Below are 13,612 nucleotides of genomic sequence, written 5' to 3'. Positions count from 1 at the left end.
TTTATCGTGAGGGCGTGGACCTCACCTCGATCACCCCGACGCCCAGCCAGCTCAAGGCGCTGACCCACCCCGCGCGGCTGCGGATGCTGGGCCGGCTGCGGCAGGAGGGGCCGGCCACGGCCACCACGCTGGCCCGCGAGCTCGGCCTGAACACCGGCGCCACGTCGTACCACCTGCGCCAGCTGGCCCAGCACGGCTTCGTGGTCGAGGACGCCGGGCGCGGCAACGCCCGGGACCGGTGGTGGAAGGCCGCGCACGAGTCCACGCGGATCGACCGGAACGACCTGGACGAGTCCGGGCGCGAGGCCCTCGACGCCTTCCAGCAGGCCGTCGCGATCGAGCACACCGCCTGGCTGCAGCGGGCCATGGAGGAGCGCGGCCGGCTGTCCGAGGGGTGGCGCGCGGCCTCGACGCTGAGCGACTTCGGCCTCCGGCTCACGCCGCGGCGCACCGAGGAGCTGATCGCGGTCCTCTTCGACCTGGTCCGCGGGTGGGAGGAGGCCGACGAGGACGAGGACGAGGTCGCCGATGTCGCGCTGGTCATCCACGCGTTCCCGCGCCCCGGCACCCTCCCCACCGAACCCCCGACCACCACCGGACCCGAGACCTCCACCGAGGCCGCGAGCATCACTGAAGGAGAGCGTCGATGAGCACCCGCAAGCCCCTCTACGGGTTCCTCACCGCCCAGGGCGTCTCGCTCGTGGGCACCCGGGTCTCGATGATCGCGCTGCCGTGGTTCGTGCTGACCACGACCGGCAGCGCCACCGAGACCGGCCTCGTGGCGTTCGCGGAGATGACGCCGCTGGTCATCCTCAAGGTCCTCGGCGGACCGATCATCGACCGGCTCGGGGCCCGGCGGGTCAGCATCGGCTGCGACGTCGCCAGCCTGGTCGCGGTCAGCGCCATCCCGGCGCTGTACGCCGTCGGCTGGCTGAGCTTCCCGGTGTTCCTGCTGCTGGTCGCCCTCGCCGGCGCCCTCCGCGGCCCCGGTGACGGGGCGAAGACCGCCCTGGTCCCGCACCTGGTCGAGCAGGCGGCGGTGCCGATGGAGCGGGCCACCGGCCTGTCCGCCACCGTGGAGCGGACCGCCTCGATGCTCGGGGCGGCCTTCGCCGGCGGGCTGGTGGCGCTCATCGGCCCGGCCGACGCGCTGGTGGTCGACGCGATCAGCTTCGGGCTCTCCGCGCTCGTGCTCGCCTGGGCGACCCGCCCGCTGCCGAGCCGGTCGGACGCGGGCCGGCCGGTCCCGGGCCGGCCGGACGCGAGCCGGCCGGTCCCGGGCCCGGTGGTCGCGGACGACGCCGTCGAGACCCCGGCGGGCTACCTCACCCAGCTCCGCGAGGGCTGGCAGTTCCTGCGCGGTGACCGCGTCCTGATCGGCATCGCGGTGATGGTGGCGCTGACCAACCTGCTCGACCTGGCCTACGCCAGCCTGCTGGTGCCGGTGTGGGCGAAGGAGAGCGGTGGCGGCGCCGGCGCGATCGGCCTGCTGTTCGCGGTCTTCAGCGGCGCGTCCGTCTGCGGTGCGCTGATGGCGGCGGCGTGGGGGACGCGACTGCCGCGATTCAAGACCTACCTGTTCGCGTTCCTGATCGGGGGCGCGCCCCGCTTCGTCGTGCTCGTGCACGGCTCCCCGCTGTGGGCGGTGCTGGCGGTCGCGGTGGTCGCCGGCGTCACCGGCGGCTTCATCAACCCGGTGCTCGGCGCGGTGATCTTCGAGCGGATCCCCTCCGCGCTGATGGGCCGGGTGACCTCGCTGTCCACCGCGATGTGCTTCGCGCTGATGCCCTTCGGTGGCCTGCTCGGCGGCGTGCTGGTCAGCACCTGGGGCCTCACGGTGGCGCTCCTGGCCTGCGGCGCGGCGTACTTCGCGGTCACCATGCTGCCCGCCCTGGACCCGCGCTGGCGGGAGATGGACCGGCGCCCGGCCGTGCCGGCCGAGCCGGTCGAGCCGGGGGACCCGGCGGCTGCAGGAGTACCCGGCTGACCGGGGATTCCCTCGCTTGATGGGCGTTGCAACGGCCCTCAAGCGCGAGTTTCCCCGGCTGGCCGGGGACTCCCGCAGCCCCTCAGCGCGGGAACTCCTGGGCCAGCTTGAGCAGCCGGTCGTTGGCCTCGTCCTCACCGATCGAGACCCGGACCCCCTCGCCGGCGAACGGGCGGACCACGATGCCGAGCTCGTCGGCGGCGGCCGCGAAGTCCAGGGTCCGCTCCCCGAGGTCGAACCACACGAAGTTGCCCTGCGCCTCCGGCACGTCCCAGCCGGCCGCGCGCAGGCCGTCGACCACCCGGGTGCGCTCGGCGACCAGCGCCTCGACCCGCTCGAGCAGCTCGGCCTCGCGCTCGAGCGAGGCGATCGCCGCGACCTGGGCGACCGTGGAGACGCCGAACGGCAGCGAGACCGCCCGCAACGCGCCCGCGATCGGCTCCGGCGCCACGGCGTACCCGACCCGGAAGCCGGCCAGCCCGTAGGCCTTGGAGAACGTGCGGGTCAGCACCACGTTGCGGTGCCGGCGGTACGTCGCGAGCCCGTCGACCGGGTCGGCCATCCGGACGAACTCCAGGTAGGCCTCGTCGACCACGACCAGCACCCGCGGGGGCACCTTGGCCAGGAACGCGTCGAGCTCGGCCCGGGTGACCGCCGGACCGGTGGGGTTGTTCGGCGTGCAGACCAGCACGATCCGGGTCCGGTCGGTGACCGCCGCGGCCATCGCGTCGAGGTCGTGGCGGCCGTCGGGGAGCACCGGCACCTTCACCGAGGTCGCGGCCGCCGCGGTGACCGCGATCGGGTAGGCCTCGAACGAGCGCCACGCGTAGACGACCTCGTCGCCGGGCTCGCAGAAGGCCTGCACGAGCTGGTAGATCAGCCCGACCGAGCCGGTGGCCAGCGACAGGTCGTCGACCGGCACGCCGAGCCGGTCCGAGAGGGCCTGGTAGAGCGAGGCGGACCCCATGTCGGGGTAGCGGTTCATCGAGCCCACGGCCTGCTGCACGGCCTCGACCACGCCGGGCAGCGGCGGGTAGGGGTTCTCGTTCGAGGAGAGCTTGTAGGACACCATCCCCGGGCGGACCGTCGGCGGCTTCCCTGCGACGTACGGCGGGATCGCGCCGATGTTCGGGCGGGGAGTCGGGGTCTGCTCGGTGCTCATGCGCAGCAGGTTAGTGGTGCGGGTCACCGGCGGTGTCACCAGCGGCGCGACCGCGCCCGCCACGGGCGCAGCACCAGCGCGAGCACCAGGCCGGCGGCGACGCCGAGCGCCGCCCCGGTGACGTTGTCGACGACGTCGGTGACGTCGCAGGCGCGGTCCAGCCGGGCCAGCACCAGCTGGGTCAGCTCGATCCCGGCGGAGTAGGCGGCCAGCATCACCAGGCCCGCGGGCACCAGCCACCGGGCCGCCCGCCACCGCGCGGCCGCCACCACCAGCAGCGCGCCGGACGGCACGAACAGCGCGGTGTTGAGCGCCCGCTGGCCGCTGGCGATGATCCAGAAGCCGTCGGGGGCCGGGCCGCCGATGTCCCACGAGCAGCCCGGCTGGCGCTGGTCGGCGTACACGATCCCGGGCGCGCCGTTGGCCGGGACCAGCGTCACGCACGCGATGACCACCAGCGACCACAGGAACCCCGCGAGGGCGAACGCCGTCACCGTCCCCAGCCGTCGCCGCAGCCCGAGCGCGAGCAGCAGGCAGACCACGCCGGAGAGCGCGATGCCGAGCAGCATCACGCCCACGCCACCGACCGGAACCACGACGGGGAGGCTAACCCGTGACGTCGAACCGGCCCTTCCGGCGCACCGAGCGCGGCGCGGCCGGGGCTCGCGCCGGCGGGGGGCCCAAATCAACACGGCGGCGGGCCCAACTCGACCCGGCAGCGGGCCCAACTCGACCCGGCAGCGGGCCCAACTCGACCCGGCAGCGGGCCCAACTCGACGCGGCGGCGGGCCCAACTCAACACGGCGGGGGGCCCAACTCAACACGGTGGGGGCCCAACTCGACGTGCGGCTCTAGGGTGGGCCCCGTGCGTTTCGTCTCGTGGTTGATCAGCACCGCCGTCGCGCTGGCCGTCGCGGCCTGGCTCTTCGAGGGCATCTGGTTCGCGCCGCGGCACGGCGACCTGTCCGGCAAGGTGGTGCCGCTGCTGGTGGTGGCGGTGATCCTCGGCGCGGTCAGCTCGTTCGTGAAGCCGGTGCTGCAGATCCTGTCGATCCCGTTCATCATCCTCACGCTCGGGCTGTTCCTGCTCGTGATCAACGCCGCGATGCTGGGGCTGACCGCGTGGCTGGCCGGAGCTCTGGGCATCGGCTTCCACGTCGACGGGTTCTGGCCGGCGCTGGGCGGGGCGGTCGTGATCACGATCGTCGGCTGGGTGATGGACGGCCTGCTCGGTGCCGACCGGTGAGCGCGTGATGGCCGACCTGCCCCCGCCCCGCACGCCCGGCGAGTACCGGATCGCGCTGGTCTGCCTGGGCAACATCTGCCGCTCGCCGATGGCCCACGTGGTGCTGGCCGAGCGCGTCGCCGAGGCCGGCCTCGCCGACCGGGTGACGCTCACCAGCTCGGGCACCGGCGGCTGGCACGTCGGGAACCCGATGGACGACCGGGCCGCCGCGACGCTGACCCACGCCGGGTACGACGCGAGCCGGCACCGGGCCCGCCGGTTCGAGCCGGCCTGGCTCGACGAGCTGGACCTGGCGCTGGCCATGGACCGCCAGAACCTCGCCGACCTCGCCGACCTCGCCGACCCGGTCAGCGGCCGGCGGGAGCGGGTGCGGCTGTTCCGCGACTTCGATCCGCAGGAACCCGGCGGCGAGGTGCCGGACCCGTACTACGGTGGGTCCGACGGCTTCGAGGAGGTGCTCACCATGGTCGAGCGCACCGCCGCGTCCCTGGTGGACCGGCTGGCCCTCGTGCTGGCCGGGCACCGGGCCGACCCGCCGGGGAGCAGGTCGAGGTGACCCGGCTGCCGCTGGTCGCCCGCCGCGCCGAGGAGCTTCTCGGCGCCGCGGTGGTGGCCACGGCCCCGGTGGCCGGCGGCGACGTCGCCACCGCCACGCGGCTGCGGCTGTCCAACGGCAGCAGCGCGCTGATGAAGACGCTGCCGCACCCGCCCGAGGACTTCTTCGAGAGCGAGGCGCGCGGACTGCGCTGGCTGGCCGAGGCCGACGGACTGGCCGTGCCCGAGGTGCTCGCGGTCGACCACGAGTGCCTGATCCTGGCGTGGGTCGAGCCCGGCCGGACCACCCCCGACGCCGCCAGCGCCTTCGGCCGCGCGCTGGCCCGCACCCACGCGGCCGGCGCCCCGTCGTACGGCCTGGACCGGGACGGCTGGATCGGCACGCTGCCGCTGCCCAACCGGCCGGCCGGCACGTGGGCGGAGTTCTACGCGACCCGGCGGGTGCTGCCCTACCTCAAGCTGGCCCGCGACCGCGGCCACCTCGAGCCCGAGGACGCCGGCGTGATCGAGGCGGTCGCCCGCCGGCTCCCGGACCTGGTGCCGGAGGAGGGGCCGGCCCGGCTGCACGGGGACCTGTGGAACGGCAACGTGCTCTGGGGCGGGGACGGCGCGGCCCACGTCATCGACCCCGCCGCCCACGGCGGGCACCGGGAGACCGACCTGGCGATGCTGGCGCTGTTCGGGCTGCCGCAGCTGCCCCGCGCGCTCGAGGCCTACGCCGAGACCGCCCCGCTCGCCGACGGCTGGCAGGACCGCACGCCGCTGCACCAGCTGCACCCGCTGCTGGTGCACGCCTGCCTGTTCGGCGGCGGGTACGGCGCCCGGGCCGCCCAGGCGGCGCGCCGGTTCCTGTAGGACTTCCGGGAGGACACGGCCGGCGCCGCGTTCTCAGACACGGTTCAGCCTGGGCTGGCACAGTGGGGTCGTGACCACCAGCGCCTCGTCCAGCCCGGGAAGCCTGCCCCGGCCCCGCGTCCTCGTCGTGGACGACGACAAGGCGGTGCGGGAGTCGCTGCGCCGCTCGCTGGAGTTCAACGGGTACGACGTCACGCTCGCCTCCGACGGCGCCGAGGCGCTGGCCGGGCTGGCCGCCGCCGGGACCGGCGCCCCCGACGTGGTCGTGATGGACGTGATGATGCCGCGCCTGGACGGCATCGAGACCACCAAGGCGCTGCGCACCGCCGGCAACGACGTGCCGATCCTGGTGCTCACCGCCCGCGACGCGGTCGGCGACCGGGTCGAGGGGCTCGACGCCGGCGCCGACGACTACCTCACCAAGCCGTTCGCGCTCCAGGAGCTGCTCGCCCGGCTGCGCGCGCTGCTGCGCCGCGTGTCGGTGCCCGAAGAGGACGCCGACGAGGTGCTCGCGTTCGCCGACCTGCGGATGGACATCGGCACCCGCGAGGTGCTCCGCGGCGACCGGCTGATCGAGCTGACCCGCACCGAGTTCACGCTGCTGGAGATGTTCCTGCGCCGGCCGCGCCGGGTGCTGGAGCGCTCGTTCATCCTCGAGGAGGTCTGGGGCTACGACTTCCCGACCACCGCGAACTCGCTGGAGGTCTACGTCGGCTACCTGCGCCGCAAGACCGAGGCCGCCGACGAACCTCGACTGATCCACACCGTGCGCGGTGTCGGCTACGTGCTGAAGGAGTCATGAGCTCACTGCCGCCGCCTCCCGGGCCCCCACCCCCGACCCCGCCCCCGCCCCCGCGCCCGCCCGTCTCGCCGCCCGCGGCGGGCCCGGCGGCCGCCGGCCCGGAGGGCCCGGGCGGCCCGGTGGCCCCGGTGGTGCCGACCCCGCCTCCGGCCCCGGCCCCGGCGGCGCCGGCCGCCGAGGAGCGCCGCTGGCACTACCGGCGCTCGCTGGCCAGCCGGGTGACGCTGCTGACGACCTTCGCGGTCGGCCTGGCGGTCGCGTTCGTCGCGGTCGGCGCCTACGTCACCGTGCGGATGCAGCTGCAGTCGACCCTCGACGACTCGCTGGTCCAGCGGGCCACGTCCGCGGCGCGCTCGGACGCGCTGGCGCAGATCACCGACAGCTACCGGCTGCCGTCCTGGGCGCTGGGCGCCTCCGACGTGCGGATCGGGTTCCTCTACAGCAGCGGCCACGGCATCGTGCTCGACCAGGGCCCGAAGCTCCCGGTCAGCAGCGCCGAGCTCGCCGTCGCGAACGGCCGCTCGGGCACCAGCCTGCGCACCGTCTCCTCCGGCGGCCGGGACTACCGGATGGTCGCGGTGCCGACCACGGTCCCCGGCCAGGCGCTGGTGATCGCCCAGCCGCTGGACTCCCAGCAGCGGGTGCTCGAGCGGCTCGGCTGGGTGATGCTGCTCTTCGGCGCGGCCGGGGTGATCGCGGCCGCGATGGCCGGCTGGGGTGTGGCCCGCAACGGCCTGAGACCGGTACGCCGCCTCACCGGCGCCGTCGAGCACATCGCCCGCACCGAGGACCTCACCCCGCTGCCGGTCGAGGGCGACGACGAGATCGCCCGGCTGGCCACCGCGTTCAACATGATGCTCACCGCGCTGGCCGCCTCCCGCGACCGGCAGCGCCAGCTGGTGGTCGACGCCGGCCACGAGCTGCGCACCCCGCTGACCTCGCTGCGCACCAACCTGGACCTGCTGGCCCAGATCGACGACTCCGCCGCCCCGGGCGGAGCCGGCGGGCCGGCGCTGCCGCCGCAGGCCCGGGCCGAGCTGCTCGACGACGTCCGCGCCCAGATCGAGGAGCTGACCACGCTGATCGGCGACCTCGTCGAGCTCGCCCGGGACGAGCCGCTCACCCACGTCGTGGAGGAGGTGGACCTCTCCGAGGTCGCCGACCGCGCGGTCGGCCGGGTCCGCCGCCGCGCTCCCGGCGTCACCTTCGAGGTGCGCACCAGCCCGTGGTGGGTCGAGGGCGAGCCCGCGGCCCTGGAGCGCGCGGTGACCAACCTGCTCGACAACGCCGCGAAGTGGAGCCCCGCGGGCGGCACGGTCACGGTCAGCCTCGACCACGGCGTGCTCACCGTCGACGACGCCGGCCCCGGCATCGCCGACGCCGACCTGCCGCACGTCTTCGACCGCTTCTACCGCTCCCAGGAGTCCCGGTCGATGCCCGGCTCCGGGCTCGGCCTCTCCATCGTCCGGGCGGTCGCCTCGCGGCACGCCGGCTCGGTGGCGGCCGGCGCGTCCCCCGCCGGCGGAGCCCGGCTCACCCTCTGGCTCCCGGGCCGGCCCGCGCCGCGCCACCCGTCGTACGACGAGCAGACCGTGCCGATCGCCGCCCGCCCCCGCTGACGCAGCCCGCCCGGCACGCCCCCCGCACGCCGAGTCGGCGCAGGTTGACGCACCCCGCACCCCGAGTCGGCGGATGTTGACCCGCAGCCCGCGCGCCCGGGCGTCAACATGCGCCGACTCGGCGCTCCCACCGACGGCCCGGGCCGTCCAAACGTGGCGGGGTGGCGGGGCGGCGGGGCCGCCGGCGCAGGTGACCCTCGGCGGGCCCAACGTCCCTACCGACCGCGTGGGGGCCCGCGCAGCGTGGCCCCATGATGTTCGAGGACCGCGAGGACGCCGGTCGCCGGCTGGCGCGCGCGCTCGAGCGGCATCGTGGCGCCGACGTCGTGGTGCTGGGCCTGCCCCGCGGCGGCGTGCCGGTCGCGTTCGAGGTGGCCCGGGCGCTGCGCGCCCCGCTGGACGTGCTATGCGTGCGCAAGCTCGGCGTGCCCTTCCAGCCGGAGCTCGCGGCGGGCGCGGTCGGCGAGGACGGCGTGGTGGTGGTCAATCCCGACGTGGTCGCCGCGGCCCGCCTCGGCCCCGCCGAGCTCGACGCCCTGCAACGGCGGGGAGCCGCCGAGCTCGAGGAGCAGGTCCGTCGGTGGCGCGGCGTGGCGCCCCGCCAGCCGCTCTCGGGCCGGATCGCGCTGGTCGTCGACGACGGCATCGCCACCGGGGCCACCGCGCGCGCCGCCTGCCAGGTGGCCCGCGCACACGGCGCCGCCCGGGTCGTGCTCGCGGTGCCGGTCGCCGCCCACCAGGCCGTGACGGCGCTGAGCCAGATCGCCGACGAGGTCGTCTGCCTGGACCAGCCGGCGGAGTTCTGGGCGGTGGGCCAGGCCTACCGCCACTTCGGGCAGACCAGCGACGCCGAGGTCACCGCGCTGCTGCAGGCGGCCACCTGGCCCAGCGCGGCGACCGTGCGCGAGCAGACCCGGCGCCGGGACGTCGCGATCCCGGTCACCGGCGCGGACCGTCCGCTCGCGGGCCTGCTCGACCTGCCGCCCGACCCGGTCGGGATCGTGGCGTTCGCGCACGGCAGCGGCAGCAGCCGGCTCAGCCCGCGCAACCAGCAGGTGGCACAGGTGCTGGGCGCCGCCGGCCTGGGCACCCTGCTGATGGACCTGCTCACCGCCCGCGAGGACGGCGACCGCCGGCTGGTCTTCGACATCGGCTTCCTGGCCGACCGGCTCGCCGGCGCCTGCCGCTGGCTGCGGCAGCAGCCGGGCTGCACGCAGCTGCCGCTGGGGCTCTTCGGCGCCAGCACCGGCGCCGCCGCGGCGCTCACCGCGGCCGGCGACCCGCTGCTCCGGGTCTCGGCCGTCGTCTCGCGCGGCGGCCGCCCCGACCTGGCCGAGCAGCTCCCCCGGGTGCACACCCCGACGCTGCTCCTCGTCGGTGGCCGGGACACCGAGGTGCTCCGGCTCAACCGGCTCGCCCAGCGGCAGCTGCCCGACGCGAGCCTGGTCGTGGTGCCCGGGGCCACCCACCTCTTCGAGGAGCCCGGCACCCTCGAGCAGGTCGCGGTCCTCGCGCGCGACTGGTTCCTCGCCCACCTCGCCCCCGGCGACCGGCACGGCACCGCCGCCGGTTGACGCCCCGTGAGCACCCAGCCGTGAGCCCCCAGCCGTGAGCACCGAGCCCGAGGAGCCGCCGTGTCCCACCTGAGCACCCGTCCGACGTACGACGAGCTCCGCCGCGGCTTCAGCTGGGAGCAGGCCCGGCGCGAGCTGTCCGGCCTGCCCGGCGGCCGGGGGCTCAACATCGCCCACGAGGCGGTCGACCGCCACGTGCTGGCCGGCCACGGCGACCAGGTCGCGCTGCGCTGCGTCGAGGAGGACGGCACCGTGGCGTCGCTGAGCTACGACCTGCTGCGCCGCGAGACCAACCGGTTCGCCCGGGTGCTCGACGAGCTCGGGATCCGGCGCGGCGACCGGGTGGTGACGCTACTGGGCCGCCAGCCCGAGCAGTACGTCGCGGCGCTGGGCACGCTGAAGGCCGGCGCGGTGTTCGCGCCGCTGTTCTCCTCCTTCGGCCCCGAGCCGATCCGGCAGCGGCTGCTCCTCAGCGGCGCCCGGGTGCTGATCACCACCCCCTCGCTCTACCGCCGCAAGGGCGCCGGCCTGCTCGGCGACCTGCCCGACCTCGCGCACGTGCTGGTGACCGGCGAGCCGCCCGACGAGCGCGCCGGCAGCCTGACCGCCGCGATGGCGCTGGTGACCGACGACCTGGAGATCGCGCCGACCCGGCCCGAGGAGCCGGCCCTGCTGCACTTCACCAGCGGCACCACCGGCCGCCCGAAGGGGGCGGTGCACGTGCACGAGGCGGTGGTCGCGCACCACGCCACGGCCCGGTTCGCGCTGGACCTGCAGGCCGGTGACGTGTTCTGGTGCACCGCCGATCCCGGCTGGGTGACCGGCACGTCGTACGGCATCGTCGCGCCGCTCACCCACCGCTGCACGGTGGTGACCTACGCCGGCGAGTTCGACCCGCGGGCGTGGTACGGGCTGCTGGAGGAGCAGCGGGTCGACGTCTGGTACACCGCGCCGACCGCGCTGCGGATGCTCGTGAAGTACGGCGCCGCGCCGGCGCGCGCGCACGACCTGTCGTCGCTGCGGCACATCGCCAGCGTCGGCGAGGCGCTCAACCCCGAGGTCGTGCTGTGGGCCCGCGACACCTACGGGCTGCCGGTGCACGACAACTGGTGGCAGACCGAGACCGGCGCGATCATGGTCAGCAACTACCCGGGCATGGAGATCCGGCCCGGCTCGATGGGCCGGCCGGTGCCGGGCGTCGAGGCCGCGGTGCTGGTGCGCGGCGAGGACGGGCGGGCGCTGGTCAGCGACGGCCGCACCACCGTCGCCGGGCCCGGCGTCACCGGCGAGCTCGCGCTGCGCCCCGGGTGGCCCTCGATGTTCCGCGGCTACCTGGGCGAGGAGGAGCGCTACCGCTCCTGCTTCGCCGGCGGGTGGTACCTCAGCGGCGACCTCGCCCGGGTCGACGAGGACGGCTGGTTCTGGTTCGTCGGGCGCGCCGACGACGTGATCAAGTCCGCCGGCCACCTGATCGGGCCGTTCGAGGTCGAGACCGTGCTGATGGAGCACCCGGCGGTGGTCGAGGCGGGGGTGATCGGCAAGCCGGACCCGGTCGCCGGCGAGCTGGTCAAGGCGTTCGTGACGCTGCGGCCGGGGTTCGAGCCCTCCGAGGACCTGCGGCTGGACCTGCTGGCCTTCGGGCGGCACCGGCTCGGCGGGCTGGCGCCCAAGGAGATCGACTTCGACCAGCACCTGCCGCACACCAGCAGCGGCAAGGTGATGCGCCGGCTGCTCAAGGCCCGCGAGCTCGGTCTGCCCGAGGGCGACCTGTCCACGCTGGAGCGCCCGTCATGAGCCTGCTGGAGGAGCGCGTCACCGCCACCCACCGGAGGCAGCTGCTGCGCACGATGCTGCTGATCCGCCGGTTCGAGGAGGTCTGCGCCGAGCTCTACAGCGCCACCCGGATCCGGGGCTTCCTGCACCTCTACGTCGGGGAGGAGGCGGTCGCCACCGGGGTGATGTCGACGCTGCGGCCCGAGGACGCGGTCGTCTCGACCTACCGCGAGCACGGACACGCGCTGGCCCGCGGGGTACCGGTCGCGGCGATCATGGCCGAGATGTTCGGCCGCAGCACCGGGTGCAGCCGCGGCCGCGGCGGATCGATGCACCTCTTCGACGCCGGCACCCGCTTCCTCGGCGGCAACGCCGTGGTGGCCGGCGGGATCCCGCTGGCGATCGGGCTGGCGCTGGCCGACCGGATGCGGGGCTCGACCACCGGCGGCTCGGACCCGGTCACCGCCTGCTTCTTCGGCGACGGGGCGGTGGCCGAGGGCGAGTTCCACGAGGCGATGAACCTCGCCGCGCTCTGGCGGCTGCCGGTGCTGTTCTGCTGCGAGAACAACCGCTACGCGATGGGCACCGCGCTCGCCAAGGAGCACGCCCAGACCGACCTGGCGCTGCGGGCCTCGTCGTACGGCATGACCGCGTGGGCGGTCGACGGCATGGACGTGCTCGCGGTCGAGGAGGCCGCCACCCGGGCCACCGAGGAGGTGCGCGGCGGCGGGGCGCCGGTGTTCCTGGAGCTGCGGACCTACCGGTTCCGGGCGCACTCGATGTACGACCCCGACCGCTACCGCACCAAGGACGAGATCGCCGCCTGGCGCGCCCACGACCCGATCCCGGCACTCCAGGAGCGGATGCGGGCCGAGGACCAGCTCGACGACGACGCGCTCGCCGACCTCGAGAAGGAGGTGGCCGACCTGCTCGCGGAGGCGGTGGCCACCGCGGAGGAGGGACCGCTGGAGCCGGTCGACGAGCTCACCCGCTTCGTCACCAGCCCCGGCGGCGTGGCCGCGGACGGCCTGGCATGAGCGCCCCCGCCGCCACCGCGGCCCCCACCACGGGCGCGACCACGACCTACCGCGAGGCGATGCGCGAGGCCATCCGGGAGGCGATGCGCGCCGACGAGCGGGTGTTCTTGATGGGCGAGGACGTCGGCAGCTACGGCGGCAGCTTCGCGGTGAGCCTGGGGCTGCTCGAGGAGTTCGGGCCGGACCGGATCCGGGACACCCCGCTGTCGGAGTCGGGGTTCGTCGGCGCCGGGATCGGGGCCGCGCTCAACGGCATGCGGCCGATCGTCGAGGTGATGACGGTCAACTTCAGCCTGCTCGCGCTGGACCAGATCCTCAACAACGCCGCCTCGCTGCTGCACATGTCCGGGGGGCAGTTCAACGTGCCGCTGGTGATCCGGATGACCACCGGCGCCGGGCGGCAGCTGGCCGCCCAGCACTCGCACAGCCTGGAGGGGTGGTACGCCAGCATCCCCGGCCTGCGGGTGCTCGCCCCGGCGACGGTCGCCGACGCCCGCGGGATGCTGGCCCCGGCGCTCGCGGACCCCGACCCGGTGCTGATCTTCGAGCACGGGTCGCTCTACAACTCCTCGGGCCCGCTGCCCGACGGGCCGGTCGAGCTCGAGCGGGCGGCGGTGCGGCGCGCCGGCGACGCAGTCACGATCGTGGCGTACGGCGGCTGCGTGCCCAAGGCCCTGGCCGCGGCCGATCTGCTGGCCGCCGAGGGCCGCTCGGCCGAGGTCGTCGACCTGCGCTCCCTGCGGCCGCTGGACGACGCGACGCTGATGGCCTCGGTGCGGCGCACCCACCGGGCGGTCGTGGTCGACGAGGGCTGGCGCACCGGCAGCCTCGCCGCCGAGATCAGCGCCCGGATCACCGAGCAGGCCTTCTTCGCGCTCGACGCGCCGGTGGAGCGGGTCTGCACCGCCGAGGTGCCGCTGCCCTACCCGCGGCACCTCGAGGAGGCGGCGCTGCCGCAGCCGGACACCATCGCGGCGGCCGCCCGACGGACCTGGGAGTGAG

Annotated in this window: 13 protein-coding genes; 11 read left to right on the top strand and 2 right to left on the bottom strand. The window is 75.4% G+C overall.

Annotated features, from left to right (window positions below; all coding sequences use genetic code 11):
* Positions 1 to 14 precede the first annotated feature (14 nt).
* Both BJZ21_RS01320 and BJZ21_RS01315 read left to right on the top strand, forming a co-directional pair.
* Entirely contained in the window at positions 15 to 650 is a 636-nt protein-coding gene (locus BJZ21_RS01320; protein WP_179662109.1) for a helix-turn-helix domain-containing protein, read from the top strand.
* Positions 647 to 1,987 carry an MFS transporter gene (locus BJZ21_RS01315; protein ID WP_179662108.1) on the top strand — a complete coding sequence of 447 codons (1,341 nt, stop codon included), beginning with the start codon at positions 647 to 649 and terminating at the stop codon, positions 1,985 to 1,987. The genes BJZ21_RS01320 and BJZ21_RS01315 overlap by 4 nt, the downstream gene beginning before the upstream one ends.
* 82 nt (positions 1,988 to 2,069) lie before the next feature.
* On the opposite strand, the gene hisC is transcribed toward BJZ21_RS01315, so the two are convergent.
* Together hisC and BJZ21_RS01305 are read right to left on the bottom strand one after the other, a co-directional pair.
* Positions 2,070 to 3,149, bottom strand: coding sequence for a histidinol-phosphate transaminase (hisC, locus tag BJZ21_RS01310; protein ID WP_179662107.1), 1,080 nt, complete (start codon positions 3,147 to 3,149; stop codon positions 2,070 to 2,072).
* 35 nt (positions 3,150 to 3,184) lie between these two features.
* Positions 3,185 to 3,745: a VanZ family protein gene (locus tag BJZ21_RS01305; protein WP_179662106.1), complete on the bottom strand. Its 561-nt coding sequence runs from the start codon at positions 3,743 to 3,745 to the stop codon at positions 3,185 to 3,187.
* A 269-nt stretch (positions 3,746 to 4,014) separates the two neighbouring features.
* Between BJZ21_RS01305 and BJZ21_RS01300 the strand changes: the two genes are divergently transcribed.
* The 9 genes from BJZ21_RS01300 to BJZ21_RS01260 all read left to right on the top strand — a co-directional run bounded on the left by BJZ21_RS01300 (position 4,015) and on the right by BJZ21_RS01260 (position 13,611).
* Positions 4,015 to 4,395, top strand: coding sequence for a phage holin family protein (locus tag BJZ21_RS01300; protein ID WP_179662105.1), 381 nt, complete (start codon positions 4,015 to 4,017; stop codon positions 4,393 to 4,395).
* 7 nt (positions 4,396 to 4,402) lie between these two features.
* Complete coding sequence (locus BJZ21_RS01295; protein ID WP_179662104.1) at positions 4,403 to 4,951, top strand: low molecular weight protein-tyrosine-phosphatase; 549 nt, start codon at positions 4,403 to 4,405, stop codon at positions 4,949 to 4,951.
* A complete protein-coding gene (locus tag BJZ21_RS01290) occupies positions 4,948 to 5,805 on the top strand; it encodes a fructosamine kinase family protein (protein WP_179662103.1) in 858 nt (285 codons plus the stop codon). Before BJZ21_RS01295 ends, BJZ21_RS01290 begins: the two co-directional genes overlap by 4 nt.
* Positions 5,806 to 5,875: 70 nt before the next feature.
* Positions 5,876 to 6,607 carry a response regulator transcription factor gene (locus BJZ21_RS01285; protein WP_343051894.1) on the top strand — a complete coding sequence of 244 codons (732 nt, stop codon included), beginning with the start codon at positions 5,876 to 5,878 and terminating at the stop codon, positions 6,605 to 6,607.
* On the top strand, positions 6,604 to 8,226 hold the full coding sequence (locus BJZ21_RS01280) for a sensor histidine kinase (RefSeq protein ID WP_179662102.1): 1,623 nt from the start codon (positions 6,604 to 6,606) through the stop codon (positions 8,224 to 8,226). Before BJZ21_RS01285 ends, BJZ21_RS01280 begins: the two co-directional genes overlap by 4 nt.
* Positions 8,227 to 8,477: 251 nt before the next feature.
* Complete coding sequence (locus BJZ21_RS01275) at positions 8,478 to 9,800, top strand: phosphoribosyltransferase family protein (protein ID WP_179662101.1); 1,323 nt, start codon at positions 8,478 to 8,480, stop codon at positions 9,798 to 9,800.
* Between the two features lie 60 nt (positions 9,801 to 9,860).
* Positions 9,861 to 11,594, top strand: coding sequence for an acetate--CoA ligase (gene acsA / locus BJZ21_RS01270; RefSeq protein ID WP_179662100.1), 1,734 nt, complete (start codon positions 9,861 to 9,863; stop codon positions 11,592 to 11,594).
* Positions 11,591 to 12,610: a pyruvate dehydrogenase (acetyl-transferring) E1 component subunit alpha gene (gene pdhA / locus BJZ21_RS01265; RefSeq protein WP_179662099.1), complete on the top strand. Its 1,020-nt coding sequence runs from the start codon at positions 11,591 to 11,593 to the stop codon at positions 12,608 to 12,610. Before acsA ends, pdhA begins: the two co-directional genes overlap by 4 nt.
* Positions 12,607 to 13,611 (top strand): alpha-ketoacid dehydrogenase subunit beta, encoded by a 1,005-nt coding sequence (locus tag BJZ21_RS01260; RefSeq protein ID WP_179662098.1) that lies wholly within the window; start codon positions 12,607 to 12,609, stop codon positions 13,609 to 13,611. Before pdhA ends, BJZ21_RS01260 begins: the two co-directional genes overlap by 4 nt.
* The last annotated feature ends 1 nt before the right edge of the window (position 13,612 follow it).

The sequence above is a fragment of the Nocardioides panaciterrulae genome (assembly GCF_013409645.1).
Taxonomy (GTDB): Bacteria; Actinomycetota; Actinomycetes; order Propionibacteriales; family Nocardioidaceae; genus Nocardioides; species Nocardioides panaciterrulae.
This window is presented reverse-complemented; position numbering and strand designations above follow the sequence as displayed.

Coding starts and splice junctions, on each gene's coding strand:
- BJZ21_RS01315 (WP_179662108.1), top strand. CDS start 647: ATGAGCACCCGCAAGCCCCTCTACGGGTTCCTCACCGCCCAGGGCGTC.
- hisC (WP_179662107.1), bottom strand. CDS start 3,149: ATGAGCACCGAGCAGACCCCGACTCCCCGCCCGAACATCGGCGCGATC.
- BJZ21_RS01295 (WP_179662104.1), top strand. CDS start 4,403: ATGGCCGACCTGCCCCCGCCCCGCACGCCCGGCGAGTACCGGATCGCG.
- BJZ21_RS01280 (WP_179662102.1), top strand. CDS start 6,604: ATGAGCTCACTGCCGCCGCCTCCCGGGCCCCCACCCCCGACCCCGCCC.
- BJZ21_RS01275 (WP_179662101.1), top strand. CDS start 8,478: ATGATGTTCGAGGACCGCGAGGACGCCGGTCGCCGGCTGGCGCGCGCG.
- pdhA (WP_179662099.1), top strand. CDS start 11,591: ATGAGCCTGCTGGAGGAGCGCGTCACCGCCACCCACCGGAGGCAGCTG.
- BJZ21_RS01260 (WP_179662098.1), top strand. CDS start 12,607: ATGAGCGCCCCCGCCGCCACCGCGGCCCCCACCACGGGCGCGACCACG.